Below are 14888 nucleotides of genomic sequence, written 5' to 3'. Positions count from 1 at the left end.
CCGGCCGCACGGGGCCCGAACGCCCAAGGTCTGGCCTCAGGCCACACCGCCCCGGACGAGGGCCGCGGCCTCCTTCACCGAGAGGGTGCGGCCCTCCTCGTACCGGCGGGCGTACGTCGACGGGTCCAGGGTCGCGCGCAGGGCCTCTTCCGCACGGGTCCGCGCCGACGCCTCGGTCTGGCCCGTGAACGGGCGGAAGCCGGCTCCTTCCGCGTGGCCGCGGTGGGCGTCGTACGCGCCCAGGAGCCGGGCTCCGTCCTCGGCAGCGAGGGGCGTGCCGAGGCCGCCCCTGGCCCAGGCCGCCGTCACGAACTGGCCGACGACGAGGTACGGCGCCACGAGGTACGCCAGGGTCTCGACGTCCCGCACGGCGCCGGCCAGGTGCCGGGCGGCCTCGTCGTACGCCCCGTCGAGACAGTCGAGCCAGCCCCGCAGCCCGCCGGTCAGACCGGCGAAGAGGTCGGGCGTGTCGCCTCCGAACTCGCCCTCAATACGCTGGAGTTGTTCCCGCGCGAGGTCCGTACGCCCGGTGTGTCCGTAGTGCTGGGCGAGCAGCAGCCGGGCCGTGCTGACGGGCTCACCGGTCGGCTCCCCGGTCTCCTCGGCGGCGTCGACCAGCAGGCGTTCGGCCTCCTCCCGTTCCGCCGGGTCGGCGTCCGGAAGGCGTAGCCGCACGGCGGCGAGGCGGGCCGTGAAGACGGGGACCTGAGAGCGGGCGCCGAGGCGGGCGGAGGCCTGCGCTGCGCGCTCGAAGTCGGCGGCGGCATCGGCGAGGCGTCCGGCCCGCTCGTACGCCTCGCCGCGCGCGGCGAGGGATTCGGCGATGGCCCAGGAGTCCTGGGTCCGCTCGAAGTGCGCAAGCGCCCGCTCGGCGTCGTCGAGGTGGTCGCCGAGGAGCTTGGCCCGCAGGAGGTGGGCGAAGGCGAGCTCCCAGTGGGCGCCCTGCGCACGGCAGGCGGCGACGATGGCCTCCAGCGTGTCGCCGAGGCCGGGGAACTCGCCGGTCATCAAGCGGGCGAAGTACCACATCGAGCCCGGCTGCCGGCAGTTCTGCGGCATTCCGGGGCGGTAGGCGGTGACGATCGCGTCCAGCCGGGCGCGGGTCTCGGGCCGCTCCAGAGCGGTCGCGCCCTCGCCGCCCTCGGAAGCGAGGACCAGCAACCGGCAACCGCGCCGGGCCTCCCACAGCTGTTCCTCGCTCCACGGCGGCGGCGTGTCGGTGCACCGCTCGGCGAGCGGGACGGCGCGCCGCACGGGCGGCGCGAACGGGTCGGGGCCGAGGGCGGCCGCCGCAAGGGACCAGACGCGGGCGTCGGACTGCCGGGCGCGGAGCTGCCAGAACCAACTCATGGACAGGACGAGGCAGAGCGCCTCCTGCTCCTCGCCGCGGTCGGCGGCGGTGCGCAAGGCCGCCGTCACGTTGTCGTGCTCGCTCTCGAGACGGCGCAACCAGGCGTCCTGGCCGGGCCCGCGGAGTGCGGGATCCCCGGTGCGGGCGAGTTCCCGGTAGTGGACGAGGTGGCGCCGTTCGGCGTCGATGCGGTCCCCGGCTTCGTCGAGACGCGCGGCGGCGTACTCGGCGACGGTCTCGAGGAGCCGGTACCGCATGTCCCCGTCGTCGGCGGGCACGGCGACGACGAGCGACTTGTCGACGAGCGCGCCGAGGAGACCGAGAACGTGAGCGGGAGACACGGCCGCCACCCCGACCCGCCGCGCATCGGCCGCGCCCGGTCCGTCGGCCGGGCCCGGGAGGGTCGTGGCGTCGGATCCCGCGGTCCCGCCCGGTCCGGCCGCCGCACCCGGTCCGGTCGCCGCGCCCGCTCCCGCCGTCGAGACGGATCCCGCCGTCGCGCAGACCGCCTCAGCCGCCTCCAGGTCGCAGCCGCCCGAGAAGACCGACAGGCGGCGCAGCACGGTCCGTTCGCTCTCGTCCAGGAGGTCCCAGGACCAGTCCACCACCGCGCGCAGGGTCTGCTGCCGCGGCAGCACGGTCCTGGCCCCGGAGGTCAGCAACGGGAAGCGGTCGTCGAGCCGGGCCGCGATCTGGCGCGGGGCGAGGAGCCGCAGGCGCGCCGCCGCCAGCTCGATCGCCAGCGGCAGGCCGTCGAGGCGGCGGCAGATCTCCGCGCACGCCTCCGGGTCGTCCGCCGGGTCGAACCCGGTCCGCGCCGCCGCCCCGCGCTCGGCCAGCAGACGCAGCGCGCCGTCCGGCGGCAGCGGTTCCACCGGACGTACGAACTCTCCTGGGACCCCGAGCGGCTCGCGGCTGGTGGCGAGCACGGTGACACCCGGGCAGCGGACCAGCAGCTGCTCCACGAGCTCCGCCGCCGCGCCCACCACGTGCTCGCAGTTGTCGAGGACCAGCAGCAGGCGACGCGCCGCGCAGTGCTCCACGAGTCGGGTGAGCGCGTCGCGCGCGCTCGGCTCGACGACCGAGGTCCCGCTCCAGAGCTGCGTCTCCCGGGCGCCGAGTGCGGTGAGGACGGCGGAGGGCACGTCGGACTCCGCGCGTACGGCGGCGAGTTCGGCGACCCGTACGCCTTCGTGCCAGTGCGGCGCACCGCGTTCGGCGGCCTCCAGCGCGAGGCGGGTCTTGCCGACCCCGCCGGTCCCGAGCAGGGTGACCAGCCGCCGCTCCCGCAACTCGACGACGAGAGCGTCCAGTTCGGACTCCCTTCCGACGAAGGAAGTGAGCCGGGCGGGGACGCGGGGAGGCCGCGGGACTTCCGGGCGGGTATCGCCCGCCAGCAACTCGGCGTGGAGCTGCTTCAGTTCCGGTCCGGGATCCGTGCCCAGACGGTCCGTGAGGGCGGTGCGGACCTCGCCGTACACCTGCAGCGCCTCGGCCGGTCGGCCCGCCGCCCGCAGGGCACGGATGCGGAGTGCCTGGAGCGGCTCGTCCAGCGGCTGCTCGGCGGCCAGGGCCGCCAGCGGGTGCAGCGCACTCGCCGCCCGACCGAGGGCCACGTCGGCGGCGAGCCGGTCCCGACGCGCCTGCGCGTGGCGTCGGTCCAGCCGTACGACGAGAGGGTCGGCGTCCCGGCCCGGCAGGTCGGCGAGCGCGGGCCCGTGCCAGAGCCCGAGCGCCTCGTCGAGGAGCCGGGCCGCTCGTGCCGGGTCCCCCGCCGCGAGCGCGCCGGACCCTTCGGAGGCCAGCCGCTCGAACACATGGAGGTCGACGTCCTCGTGCCCGGCGGCGAGCCGGTACCCGCCGACCGTCGAGGCGACGGCGTCCCTGCCCAGAACCCGACGCAGTCGCCCGATCAGCGCCTGCAGCGCCGCGCTGGGTTCCTCGGGCGGGCCGTCCGCCCAGATCCGGTCGATCAGCTCGCTCACCCCGACGGCGCGCCCGCCCTCGATGGCCAGCGCGGTCAGCAGGGCGCGGAGCCGGGCGCCGCTGGGCACGGCCTCGCGGCCGTCGGCCCGGAGGGCACGGCTCGGGCCGAGGACGCGGTAGCGCGGGATCACCGGCCCATTCTGCCCGGCGCGGGAAAACTCCGGCACGCCGCGTCGCCGCCATGGCGTCGAAGGGGTGCGGGTTCGACAATGGTGAGGATGACCGATGACGACCGGGGCACGCGCAGTGGCGAGATCGGGCCCAACGAGCGGCTCGCCATGAATCGGACCGGCAGCTTCGACTGGGACCTCGACACGGGCACGATCGACGTCGACGAGGCCGGGCTGCTGGTCTTCGGGCTGGAATCGGGCGGGTTCGACGGGCGCCCCGTCTCCCTCGTCCGTCGCCTCGACCCGGAAGAGCGGAGCCGGCTCGACACGGTGGTCCGTACGGCGATCACCGGGGGCAACACGTCGTACACCGCTCACTTCCGGATCGAGCGGGAGGACGGTACACCCCAGTGGACGCACGTTCAGGCGCGGATTCTGCGCTCGGCGGACGGCAGGGCCCACCGGATCGTCGGGATCGTCCGTGACACCACCGCCGAGGTCACGCACTCCGCCTTCGTGCTGGAGCTGGAGAAGCGCCGCGAGGTACAGACCAGCATCGTGGAGCGGACGACGCACGCGCTGTCGCGGGCGGTGACGGTCGACGACGTGACGGCCGCGATGACGGGCCCCGGCGGGCTCGCGCGGCTCGGCGCGGACGGTCTCGCGCTCGCCCTGGTGGAGAGCGGCTCGCTGAACATCATCGCGCTGAGCGGGGAGTCCCTGGACGCCCTGAACGACTTCCGTTCGCGGCGGCTGGACCGGGGCCTGCCGCTGGCCGAGACGGTACTGAGCGGGCGGCCCCGGTTCGTGTCCGCGTTCCCCACGATCGGGCGGGACTTCCCGGAGCTGGCCCCGTACGTCGAGCGGCTGAAGTTCAAGTCCGCCTGCTATCTGCCCCTGGTCGCCCAGGCCCGCTCGCTCGGCGGGATGGCGCTGTTCTACCGGCGCCGTTCGTCATTCAGCGCCGACGAGCGCAACCTGCTGCTCGGACTCGCCGCGATCGTCGCGCAGTCCCTCCAGCGCGCGATCCTCTTCGACGAGGAACGGGAACTGGCCACGGGGCTGCAGGAGACGATGCTCCCCCGCCGGATCCCCGCGATCTCCGGCGGCGAGATCGCCGTCCGCTACCACGCGGCGTGGAGCGGCCGGCAGGTCGGTGGCGACTGGTACGACGTGATCTCGCTGCCCCGCAGCCGGGTCGGCGTCGTGGTCGGCGATGTCCAGGGCCACGACACCCACGCCGCCGCGATCATGGGCCAGTTGAGGATCGCGCTGCGGGCGTACGCGGGTGAGGGCCACGCTCCGTCGACCGTACTGGCCCGGGCGTCCCGCTTCCTCGCCGAGCTCGACACGAACCGCTTCGCGACCTGCACCTACGCCCAAGTGGACCTGGGCACCGGCACCGTGCGCGCGGTGCGCGCCGGTCATCTGGGGCCGCTGATCCGGCACACGGACGGCCGGGTGGGGCAGCCGAAGCTCCGCGGCGGGCTTCCGCTGGGTCTGGCGACCGTGTTCGGGGACGAGGAGTTCCCGGAGACGCGGCTCGACCTCGTGCCGGGCGAGACGCTGGTGCTGTGTACGGACGGTCTGGTCGAGCAGCCTGGCTCGGACATCGAGGCCGGTCTGGACGCCCTGTCGGAGGCGATGAGCAGTGGCCCGCCGCAGGCGGAGGCGCTCGCGGACCATCTGTCGGAGCAGCTGTGGGAGCGGTGGGGCGCGGGTGACGACGTGGCGCTGCTGGTGCTGCGGCGCAGTCCGGACCCGGGTACTCCGCGGGCGCCGCGCATCCACCAGTACATCCACCAGGCCGATCCGCAGGGGCTCTCGGACGCGCGGGCCGCGGTGGGCCAGGCGCTGCGGGACTGGAACATGTCCGAACTGGCCGATGACGCCGAGCTGTTGACGGGCGAGCTGCTGGTGAACGTGTTGCTGCACACCGAGGGCGGCGCGGTGCTCACGCTGGAGGTGCTGCCGGAGCCGGTGCGGCGGGTGCGGCTCTCGGTGCAGGACCGGTCGAGCGCGTGGCCCCGCAGGCGTACACCGGGCGAGGCGGCGACCTCGGGACGTGGGCTGCTGCTCCTCGACGCGCTGGCGTCGCGGTGGGGTGTGGAGCCGCGCGGCGAGGGCAAGGCGGTGTGGTGCGAGATCGGCCCGGCGCAGCCCGTGCCGGCCGCTGTCGAACCACCCGGCCGAGGGTGAGGTGGCCCGGATGGACCCCGTGGCGGCGCTGGACCGGATCGCCTTCCTCCTCGAACGCTCGCAGGCACCGACGTACCGGGTACGGGCGTTCCGTACCGCGTCCGCTGCCGTCACGGCCATGGCGGACGGCGAGGCGGAGCGGCGGGCTGCGGCCGGCACCCTCGAGTCGGTCAAGGGCATCGGGCCGAAGACGGCGGCGGTGATCCAGGAAGCCCTTGAGGGGCGGGTGCCGGAGTATCTGGCGCGTCTGGAGGCCGAGATCCCCGTGCCGGAGGTCAGCGGTGGCGAGACGCTACGGGCGGCGTTGCGCGGCGACTGTCATCTGCATTCCGAGTGGTCGGACGGCGGGAGCACGATCGAGGACATGGGCCGCACGGCGACGCGGATCGGGCACGAGTGGGCCGTCCTGACCGACCACTCACCGAGCCTGAAGGTCGCCCGCGGGCTGTCGCCGGACCGGCTGCGCGAGCAACTGGACGTGGTGGCACGGCTGAACGAGGAGTGGGCGCCGTTCCGGCTGCTGACCGGGATCGAGTGCGACATCCTGGAGGACGGTTCGCTGGACCAGGAGCCGGAGCTGCTCGACCGTCTCGATGTGGTGGTCGGCTCGGTGCACTCGAAGCTGCGGATGGACGCGCCGGCGATGACCCGGAGGATGGAGAAGGCGGTACGCAATCCGCTGATGGACATCCTCGGGCACTGCACGGGGCGGTTGGTGAGTGGCGGGCGGCTGCGGCCGGAGTCGACCTTCGACGCGGACCGGGTCTTCGCCGCGTGCGCCGAGTCGGGGACGGCGGTGGAGATCAACAGCCGCCCGGAGCGGCTCGATCCACCGCGGCGGCTGCTGCTGCGGGCGGTGGCGGCCGGGGTGTGGTTCGCGGTGGACACGGACGCGCACGCGCCGGGACAGTTGGAGTGGCAGATCTTCGGCTGTGCGCGGGCGGAGGAGTGCGGGGTGCCGACGGAGCGGGTGATCAACACGTGGTCGGCCGAGGAGCTGTTGGCGTGGACGCGGGGGACGCGCGGCCGGTAGGGCGAGCCCCCCGAGCGAGGGGTCAGGCGCGCTGCCAGACCGTCGTCGCGTTGCAGAACTCGCGGATGCCGTGGCCGGAGAGTTCGCGGCCGTAGCCGGAGCGCTTCACACCGCCGAAGGGGAGCGCCGGGTGGGAGGCGGTCATGCCGTTGACGAAGACGCCGCCGGCCTCCAAGTCCCGTACGAAGAAGGCGATGTCCTCGTCGCTGCGGGTCCAGACGTTCGAACTGAGTCCGAAGGGCGAGTCGTTGGCGACCGCCACGGCCTCTTCGATGTCGGACACCGGGTAGACGGTGGCGACCGGGCCGAACGCCTCCTCCTGGTGGATGCGCATCTCGGGCGTGATGCCGGTCAGCACGGTCGGCTTGTAGAACCAGCCACGGGACCTGTTCTCGGGGCGGGCTCCGCCGCACAGGACGGTGGCACCCTTGCGCACGGCGTCGTCGACCAGCTCTTCGAGGTCGGCGCGGCCCTGTTCGGTGGCGAGCGGGCCGATGTCGGTCGACTCGTCGAGGGGGTCACCGACGGTCAGGGCGTTCATGGCGGCGGTGAAGCGTTCGGAGAAGTCGTCGTAGACGTCGGCGTGGACGATGAACCGCTTGGCGGCGATGCAGGACTGGCCGTTGTTCTGGACGCGTGCGGTGACGGCGGTCTTGACCGCCCGCGGCAGGTCGGCGGAGGGCATGACGATGTACGGGTCGCTGCCGCCGAGTTCCAGGACCGTCTTCTTGACCTCGTCGCCCGCGATGGCGGCGACCGAGCGCCCGGCGGGCTCGCTGCCGGTCAGCGTGGCGGCGGCGATCCGGCGGTCGCGCAGGACGGCCTCGACGGCTCCGGAGCCGATGAGAAGGGTCTGGAAGCAGCCTTCGGGGAAGCCGGCGCGGCGGAAGAGGTCGCCGAGGTAGAGGGCGGTCCTGGGTACGTTGGAGGCGTGCTTGAGGAGCCCGGTGTTGCCGGCCATGAGGGCGGGCGCGGCGAACCGGACGACCTGCCAGAGCGGGAAGTTCCAGGGCATGACGGCGAGGATCGGGCCGAGGGGCCGGTAGTGGACCCGTGCGGTGTCGGCGCCGGAGTCGTGGACGTCCGCGTCGGCGGGGTGCTCGTCGGCGAGCAGGGCTTCGGCGTGATCGGCGTACCAGCGCATGGCCTTGGCGCACTTCGCGGCCTCCGCGCGTGCGGCGGCGATCGGCTTGCCCATCTCGGTGGTCATCGTGCGGGCGATGTCCTCGGCGTCCTCGTCGAGGAGGTCGGCGGCACGCCGCATGAGGCGGGCACGTTCGGCGAAGGAGGTGGTGCGGTACTGCCGGTAGGTCTCGTGGGCGGCGGCGATCCGCCGCTCGACCTCGTCGTGCCCGTGGGCGTCGTAGGTCCGCAGCGTCTCACCGGTAGCGGGGTTCACGGTGGCGATACCCATGTCGTCTCCTCCTGGCCGTCCGCCCCAAAGGCACCCTCCCGCGCGGCGTCCCGCACCGCAATCGGGGAGGGGGCGCCGGGGTGACGGCGCGCGCCCCCAGGGGGCGCGGCGGCCGGGCCCGTCAGTATCTCGGGGTCGGGTGGGGTACGGAGGTCAGGCGCCCGAGACCCAGCGCAGCGCCCCTGTCAGGTGCGCCCGGAACGTCTCGTCCCGGTACGCCTCCTCCGCATGGCCCAGCGCCGTGAAGAAGACGCGCCCCCGCCCCGCCTCGCGCCCCCGCCCGGCCTCGCGGCACCACACCAACGGATGGTCCGCCCCCAGGGTCCCGCCCCGGTACGTCGATTCGTCCGCGCGGGCCAGCACGTGCACCCCCGCGGCCCGGGGGTTCGACGTGAAGTTGTACCACTCGTCCGTCCACTTCCACCGCCCCGGCAGCGGAGCCGTCCCGGGGTGGTCGTGGGCGTCCACGCACACCACTCCCGGCTGGATCTCGGGGTGGCCGTCGAAGCGGGTGCCGAGGAGGTCCCCGTAGAAGGGCCAGTCCGGCTCCGCGTTGGCCGCCGCGTGGATCGCGAGGAAGCCCCCGCCGCCACGGACGTACGCCTCGAAGGCGGCCCGTCCGGACGGGGTCAGGACCGTGCCGGTCGTCGACAGGAAGACCACCGCCGCGCACCGTCCCAGCCTCTCGGGCGTGAACACCGTCGGGTCCTGGGTCGCCTCGGCCGCGAACCCCACGGCCCCCGCCACCTCCACGAGCGCCGCGGCGCCGGCCGGAATCGAGTCGTGGCGGTAGCCCGCGGTGCGGGTGTAGATCAGGACGTCCGATTGCGGCACGAGGTCAGCTCCCTGGGGCAAGCGCCCGTGGTAAGCGCTTTCCGTCCGACCGTAGCCACCGATGTCCCCGCGCCGCAAGGCCGTTCCGCCTGGGAGTCCTGCACGATCCATTGGCGCATCGGATACATCTCTGTATGTTTTGGCGCGCACCCCGTCACGCCGTCGTGAGGAGTACCCATGAGCACGCTCCCGCCCGCCCTGGCCGCCGCCGTCGGACCCATGCCCGAGGGCGTCACCCTTCCCCTACCGCCCACGTTCGACACCGTCGAGGAGGAGCGCCGGTACCGCAAGGAGCAACTCGCCGCCGGGTTCCGGCTCTTCGGGAGGTTCGGCTTCTCCGAGGGGGTCGCCGGGCACATCACCGTCCGCGATCCGGAGAACCCGGAGGCCTTCTGGGTCAACCCCTTCGGGATGAGCTTCAGCCAGATCAAGGCCTCCGATCTGATCCTCGTGGATCAGGACGGCACCCTGCTCTCCGGCAACCGCCCCGTGAACCGCGCCGCCTTCGTCATCCACTCGCGGGTTCACGCGGCCCGCCCCGACGCGGTCGCCGCCGCGCACTCGCACTCGCTGCACGGCAAGGCGTTCTCCAGCCTCGGCATCCCGCTGGATCCGATCACCCAGGACGCCTGCGCCTTCTTCGAGGACCACGGGATGTACGACGACTACCGGGGCGTGGTCAACGAGCTGGACGAGGGCGAGCGGGTCGCGAAGGCGCTGGGCGACCACAAGGCCGTGATCCTCAAGAACCACGGGCTGCTCACGGTCGGGCACTCGGTGGCCGAGGCCGTCTGGTGGTTCATCACCATGGAACGCTCCTGCCAGGCCCAGTTGTTGGCGATGGCCGCGGGTACGCCGCAGCTCATCGACCGCGAGACGGCGCTGATCACCCGCGGGCAGGTCGGCACCCACCTCGCCGGCTGGTTCCAGGCCCGCCCGCTGTGGGATCAGATCACGGCGTCGGACCCGGACCTGTTCGACTGACCGGAGCCTCCGGCCCGATCTCCCGCGTCGATGCCGCCAGCAGCGGGACGAGGAACTCCCGTTCGAGACTGCCCGGCGGAAGCTCCGCCGGTTCGACATAGCTCTGCGCGAGTCCGCCCTCGCGCAGGGCGATCATCACCCGGGCGAACCGGTCGGCGTCCACGGTCAGTTCCCGTCCCGCCCGGCGCAGTACGGCCGTCAGCCCGCGGGCGATCTCGGCCCGCAGCCGGGCGTCGTGCCGGGCGAGCACCCATGCCGCCTGCGGGTCGCGGATGGCGTGCAGGGTGAACTCGGTGGTGACGAGGTACCAGTCCCGCTCGTCCGGCTCGATGCGGGAGGCGAGCTCGGCCAGCCGCTCCAGGGTGTACTCCTCGGCGGGCAGGGCGTCGATCGCGTCCGCCAGCCGGCGCACGATCCGCTCGCTGTGCTCGTCGAAGAGCGCGAGGAAGAGCTCTTCCTTACTGGCGAAGTTCGAGTAGTAGGCGCCCCGGGTGTAGCCGGCGCGCTCGCAGATCTGCTCGATCGAGGTGGCGTGGAAACCGTGCTCCGCGAATGTCTCCAGGGCGGCCTTCAACAGGGCGGCCCGGGTCCGCGGCCGGCGCTTGGTGACACCTTTCGGCACGGGTGGGCCCTCCTTCGTCCACGATCGGGGAGCCCACGATACCGGCGCCTCTCGCAGGCACGGATCACTCCCGGACGATAAAATTCACGCATGGGAGAGCGGCCCGTCGCACCCGCCGCACCCGAGCTCGTCCTCGAGATCGACGGGGACGCGACCGTGATGAGTCCGAGCCGGGTCTATCGCATCGGGCGCGACCCCACCAGCGACATCGTCCTCGCGGACGACCGGACGTCCTGGCACCACGCGGTCCTGCGGGCCGTCGGCGGGCGCTGGACGTTGGAGGACGAGGGCAGCACGAACGGCACCTTCGCGGACAGCCACCGCGTGGCTCTGCGCGAGGTCGGCCCGGGTACGGTCATACGGTTCGGGCATCCCGGGGACGGCCCGTGCGCCGTGCTCTCCGGCCCGTCGCCGGCGCCCCCGCGGGAGCCCGGACCCGCGGCCCCGGCCCCACCGCCCGTACCGGCGCCCGAGCCGCCGACCCCCGCACCTCCCCCCGTACCCGCCCCTGAGCCGCCGGCCCCCGCGCCGCCGCGGACCCCGCCGCGGCCCTCCTCCGTCGCCCATCCGGCCGCCACCGGCACCTTCCGGCAGCCGACGTCCGTGCGCCCGCTGCCCACCCGGACGATCCGCATCGGACGCGGGCCGGACAACGATCTCGTCGTCGACGACCTGGTGGTCTCCCGGCGCCACGCCGAACTCCTGGCGCACGCCGACGGCACGTACTGGATCCGGGACCTCGGCAGTCACAACGGCACCTTCCTCAACGGCCGTCCCGTCGCCCACGCGCGCGTGACACCGGACGACATCGTCGGTATCGGGCACTCCGCGTTCTGCCTCATCGGCGGGCAGCTCGTCGAGTTCACCGACACCGGCGAGGTCTCCCTCGACGTGCAGGATCTGGCGGTCACCGTCGACCACGGCCGCAAGACCCTCCTCGACGACGTCTCCTTCCCCGTCGGGCAGAAGTGTCTGCTCGCCGTCGTCGGACCGTCCGGCGCCGGCAAGTCCACCCTGCTCGGCGCGCTCACGGGTCAGCGCCCCGCAGACCGCGGCACGGTGCTGTACGACGGCCGGGACCTCTACCAGGACTACGCGGAGCTGCGCCAGCGCATCGGGCTGGTCCCGCAGGACGACATCCTGCACCTCCAGCTGACCGTGCGGCGGGCCCTCGGATACGCCGCCGAGCTGCGCTTCCCCGAGGACACGGCGGCGGCCGAGCGCCGGTCCCGGGTGGACGAGGTCATCGGCGAACTGGGCCTCCGCGAACGGGCGGAGCAGCCCATCCACAGTCTCTCCGGCGGTCAGCGCAAGCGGGTCAGCGTGGCCCTGGAGCTGCTCACCAAGCCGTCGCTGCTCTTCCTTGACGAGCCGACATCCGGCCTCGACCCGGGCATGGACCGCTCGGTGATGCACATGCTGCGCGGGCTCGCCGACGACGGCCGTACGGTCATCGTCGTCACCCACAGCGTGCTGAGCCTGGACGTCTGCGACCGGCTGCTCGTGCTCGCCCCCGGCGGCCGGGTCGCCTACTACGGTCCGCCCGACGACACGCTGGACTTCTTCGGGTTCGCCCAGTGGCCGGAGGCGTTCGAGGCCTTCGAGAACGAGCGCGGTCGCGACTGGGCCGGCCAGTACCGCTCCTCCCGCTTCCACCGGCAGTACATCGCCGACGCGATGGACCGGGCGAGCCTGCCCCCCTCCGGCGCGGCGCCGGAACCCGGACCTCCGCCGAAGGCGCAGAGCTGGGGATCCCAGCTCCGTACGCTGGTGCGTCGCTACAGCGCCGCCCTGGCCGCCGACCGGACCTTCCTCGCCATCATGATCGCTCTGCCGTTCGTGATGGGGGCGATGGCCCGGGCCCTGTCGGAGGGGAGCCTCAACCCCGAGTCGACGCTGAACGTGCTGCTCATCCTCTGTGTCGGCGGTGTCCTGACGGGGGCCGCCAACGCGGTGCGCGAGCTGGTCAAGGAGCGCACCATCTACCGGCGGGAGAGAGCCGTCGGCCTGTCGCGTTCCGCGTACCTCATGTCGAAGGTCGTGGTGCTCGGTCTGATCACCGTCGTCCAGGCGGTCGTCCTGACGCTGGTCGCACTGATCGGAGTGCCGCTGAACGTGCCGGACGGCAAGGGGGTGCTCCTCCCGCCGCTCGTGGAGCTCACGCTCGCGGTCGCACTGCTGTCCTTCACGGCGATGATGCTCGGACTGTTCGTCTCTGCCCTGGTGCGCAAGGAGGAGGTGACCATGCCGCTGCTGGTCCTCCTCGCCATCGTCCAGGTGGTGTTCTGCGGGGCGCTGCTCACGGTCCACGGAACGCCGGTCCTCGAACAGCTGGCGTGGCTGGTGCCGTCGCGGTGGGCGTTCGCGGCGATGGGTGCGACCGTCGACATCGGGACGATCGCGCCGAGCGAGAAGACGACGGATCCGCTCATGGACCACACCCTGGAAGCGTGGCTGTTCGACATGGGGATGCTGCTGGTGCTCTGTCTCGTCCTCGGCTTCGTCGTCGCACGGCTGCTGCGCCGGCACGAGCCGGTGATCATGCGGAAGTGAGCAGGAGCAGAGAGGCAGACCGCCCATGGGTATCCCGGTCACTCCCCCGGTTCCGGACTTCGTACCGGACTTCCGGCCGACGCATGTCGTGCCGCGCGACGGCCTGCCCGCCTGGGAGGCCCCCGATCCGGGCCTGCCCACCGTGCCGCTCGACGCGTTCCTGCCGGTGGAGCTCGTACAGCGGGTCGGCGACTGGGGGCAGATCCTCTGCTCGAACGGCTGGGCCGCCTGGGTCGACGCCCGGCTGCTCGTCTCCGTACCCGTGGACCCGCCGGAGGCCCGTCAGCCGCTCGCCAGGACCGCCGACCCACGGCCGCTGATCGCCCGGGCGGAGGAGTCCCTGGGCCGTTTCCGGCGGGCCGCCGAGGAGCTGGCGGCGGGTCGGGCGGACCGGGACACGTTCCGGCGGCGCACGTTCGGGCTGCGCGTCGGGATGGTGGTCGACGGCGAGTCGCTGTGGCTGTACGACGGTGAGCACGAGCGCTGGGTGTACTGCGACGGGACCGGGCTCAGTACGTACGCGGCCTCGCTCGGGCCGTCGGCGGCCGCCGCCGTGCCGGCGGGCGAGGGGGGCGCAGCCGGGCACGAGCCGACGCGGGTGGTGGCCGGGCTCGACGAGGGCGACGAGGATGCGGAGGGCGAGGAGGACGGCGCGGACAGCGCCGACCGGGCGGGCGGGACGGGCAGGGCGGATGGACAGCGGGTCCAGCCGACCGGTCCGCCGCCCACCCAGGTCGTGGACGTGACGAACCTGCCGGGTGAGGACTGATGGCCGGCGCCATGCGGGACACGGATCTCCCCGTCGGCCGGGAGTCGGGGCTCGTCGGCAAACAGGTCGCGAGCTACGTGGTGGAGGCCGAGATCGGGCGCGGCGGGATGGCGGTCGTGTACCGGGCGCGCGACCAGCGCCTCGGCCGCACGGTGGCCTTGAAGCTCCTCGCCCCCGAACTGGCCCGCAACGACACCTTCCGCAAGCGGTTCGCGCACGAGTCGCGGGTGGCGGCGGCGATCGACCATCCGCACATCGTGCCGGTCTTCGAGGCGGGCGAGACGGAGGGTGTGCTGTACATCGCGATGCGGTACGTCCCCGGGCAGGACCTGCGGGCGCTCCTGGACCGTGAGGGCGCGCTGCCCGCGGTGAAGGCGGGGCGGATCGCCATCCAGGTGGCGTCCGCACTGGACGCGGCGCACGCGCACGATCTGGTGCACCGGGATGTGAAGCCGGGCAACATCCTCGTCGCCGAGGGGACGGACCGCGACCATCCGGAGCATGTGTACCTCACGGACTTCGGGCTCACGAAGAAGTCGTTGTCGCTGACGGGCCTGACGACCGTGGGGCAGTTCGTGGGCACGCTCGACTACGTGGCGCCCGAGCAGATCTCGGGGAAGCCGGTGGACGGCCGGTGCGATGTGTACAGCCTGGCGTGCGTGGTCTACGAGACGCTCGCCGGTGTGCCGCCCTTCCGTCGTGACGACGACATGGCGCTGCTCTGGGCTCATCAGTACGATCCGCCGCCCCCGCTCTCCTCGGAGCGACCGGAGCTGCCGGCGGCCGGGGACGACGTGCTCGCGAAGGCGCTGGCCAAGACGCCGGAGGAGCGGTACGGGACGTGCCTGGAGTTCGTCACCGAGCTGCGGGCGGCGCTGGAACGGGGCGGTACCGGACCGGGAGACCAGGACGGACAGGGCCGACCGCGGCCGCCGTCCGCCCCGCCCCCGCCGCCGGCGTGGGCACGGCCGGTGTTCCGGGAGCCGTCCTGACGTCGGGCCGAGGTCCGGGAGCCGTCCTGACGTCGGGCCGA

General features: G+C 73.3%; 10 protein-coding genes. 6 read left to right on the top strand and 4 right to left on the bottom strand.

The features are described 5' to 3' along the window. Window positions 1-36 precede the first annotated feature (36 nt). Window positions 37-3468, bottom strand: coding sequence for a BTAD domain-containing putative transcriptional regulator (locus tag ACFV9D_RS11795; RefSeq protein ID WP_385144270.1), 3432 nt, complete (start codon window positions 3466-3468; stop codon window positions 37-39). An 87-nt stretch (window positions 3469-3555) separates the two neighbouring features. Between ACFV9D_RS11795 and ACFV9D_RS11790 the strand changes: the two genes are divergently transcribed. Together ACFV9D_RS11790 and ACFV9D_RS11785 are read left to right on the top strand one after the other, a co-directional pair. Beyond that, the gene (locus tag ACFV9D_RS11790) at window positions 3556-5646 is read left to right on the top strand and encodes a SpoIIE family protein phosphatase (protein WP_385144268.1); all 2091 of its coding nucleotides are present in this window, start codon (window positions 3556-3558) and stop codon (window positions 5644-5646) included. A gap of 10 nt (window positions 5647-5656) precedes the next feature. Further along, window positions 5657-6679: a PHP domain-containing protein gene (locus ACFV9D_RS11785; RefSeq protein ID WP_385144266.1), complete on the top strand. Its 1023-nt coding sequence runs from the start codon at window positions 5657-5659 to the stop codon at window positions 6677-6679. A gap of 22 nt (window positions 6680-6701) precedes the next feature. On the opposite strand, the gene ACFV9D_RS11780 is transcribed toward ACFV9D_RS11785, so the two are convergent. Together ACFV9D_RS11780 and ACFV9D_RS11775 are read right to left on the bottom strand one after the other, a co-directional pair. Further along, a complete protein-coding gene (locus tag ACFV9D_RS11780; RefSeq protein ID WP_385144264.1) occupies window positions 6702-8093 on the bottom strand; it encodes an NADP-dependent succinic semialdehyde dehydrogenase in 1392 nt (463 codons plus the stop codon). Window positions 8094-8246: 153 nt separating this feature from the next. Then, the gene (locus ACFV9D_RS11775) at window positions 8247-8927 is read right to left on the bottom strand and encodes a ThuA domain-containing protein (RefSeq protein ID WP_385144262.1); all 681 of its coding nucleotides are present in this window, start codon (window positions 8925-8927) and stop codon (window positions 8247-8249) included. A gap of 177 nt (window positions 8928-9104) precedes the next feature. Here ACFV9D_RS11775 and ACFV9D_RS11770 point away from each other — a divergent pair, with 177 nt between their 5' ends. Then, window positions 9105-9911, top strand: coding sequence for a class II aldolase/adducin family protein (locus ACFV9D_RS11770; RefSeq protein WP_385144260.1), 807 nt, complete (start codon window positions 9105-9107; stop codon window positions 9909-9911). Here the strand turns inward: ACFV9D_RS11770 and ACFV9D_RS11765 are convergent. Next, a complete protein-coding gene (locus ACFV9D_RS11765; RefSeq protein ID WP_385144258.1) occupies window positions 9880-10533 on the bottom strand; it encodes a TetR/AcrR family transcriptional regulator in 654 nt (217 codons plus the stop codon). The two genes, ACFV9D_RS11770 and ACFV9D_RS11765, sit on opposite strands and share 32 nt — an antisense overlap. 90 nt (window positions 10534-10623) lie before the next feature. Between ACFV9D_RS11765 and ACFV9D_RS11760 the strand changes: the two genes are divergently transcribed. Genes ACFV9D_RS11760 through ACFV9D_RS11750 form a run of 3 tightly spaced genes read left to right on the top strand, consistent with a single transcriptional unit; the run spans window position 10624 to window position 14847 of the window. Beyond that, window positions 10624-13086, top strand: a complete 2463-nt coding sequence (locus ACFV9D_RS11760) for an FHA domain-containing protein (RefSeq protein WP_385144256.1) — start codon at window positions 10624-10626, stop codon at window positions 13084-13086. Window positions 13087-13111: 25 nt separating this feature from the next. Continuing rightward, window positions 13112-13855, top strand: a complete 744-nt coding sequence (locus tag ACFV9D_RS11755; protein WP_385144254.1) for a hypothetical protein — start codon at window positions 13112-13114, stop codon at window positions 13853-13855. Window positions 13856-13866: 11 nt separating this feature from the next. Continuing rightward, entirely contained in the window at window positions 13867-14847 is a 981-nt protein-coding gene (locus ACFV9D_RS11750) for a serine/threonine-protein kinase (protein ID WP_385144252.1), read from the top strand. The last annotated feature ends 41 nt before the right edge of the window (window positions 14848-14888 follow it).

It is taken from the genome of Streptomyces sp. NPDC059875 (assembly GCF_042731085.1).
Taxonomy (GTDB): Bacteria; Actinomycetota; Actinomycetes; order Streptomycetales; family Streptomycetaceae; genus Streptomyces.
Note: the sequence above shows the minus strand (reverse complement) of the source record. Positions and strands in the feature narration are given on the sequence as shown.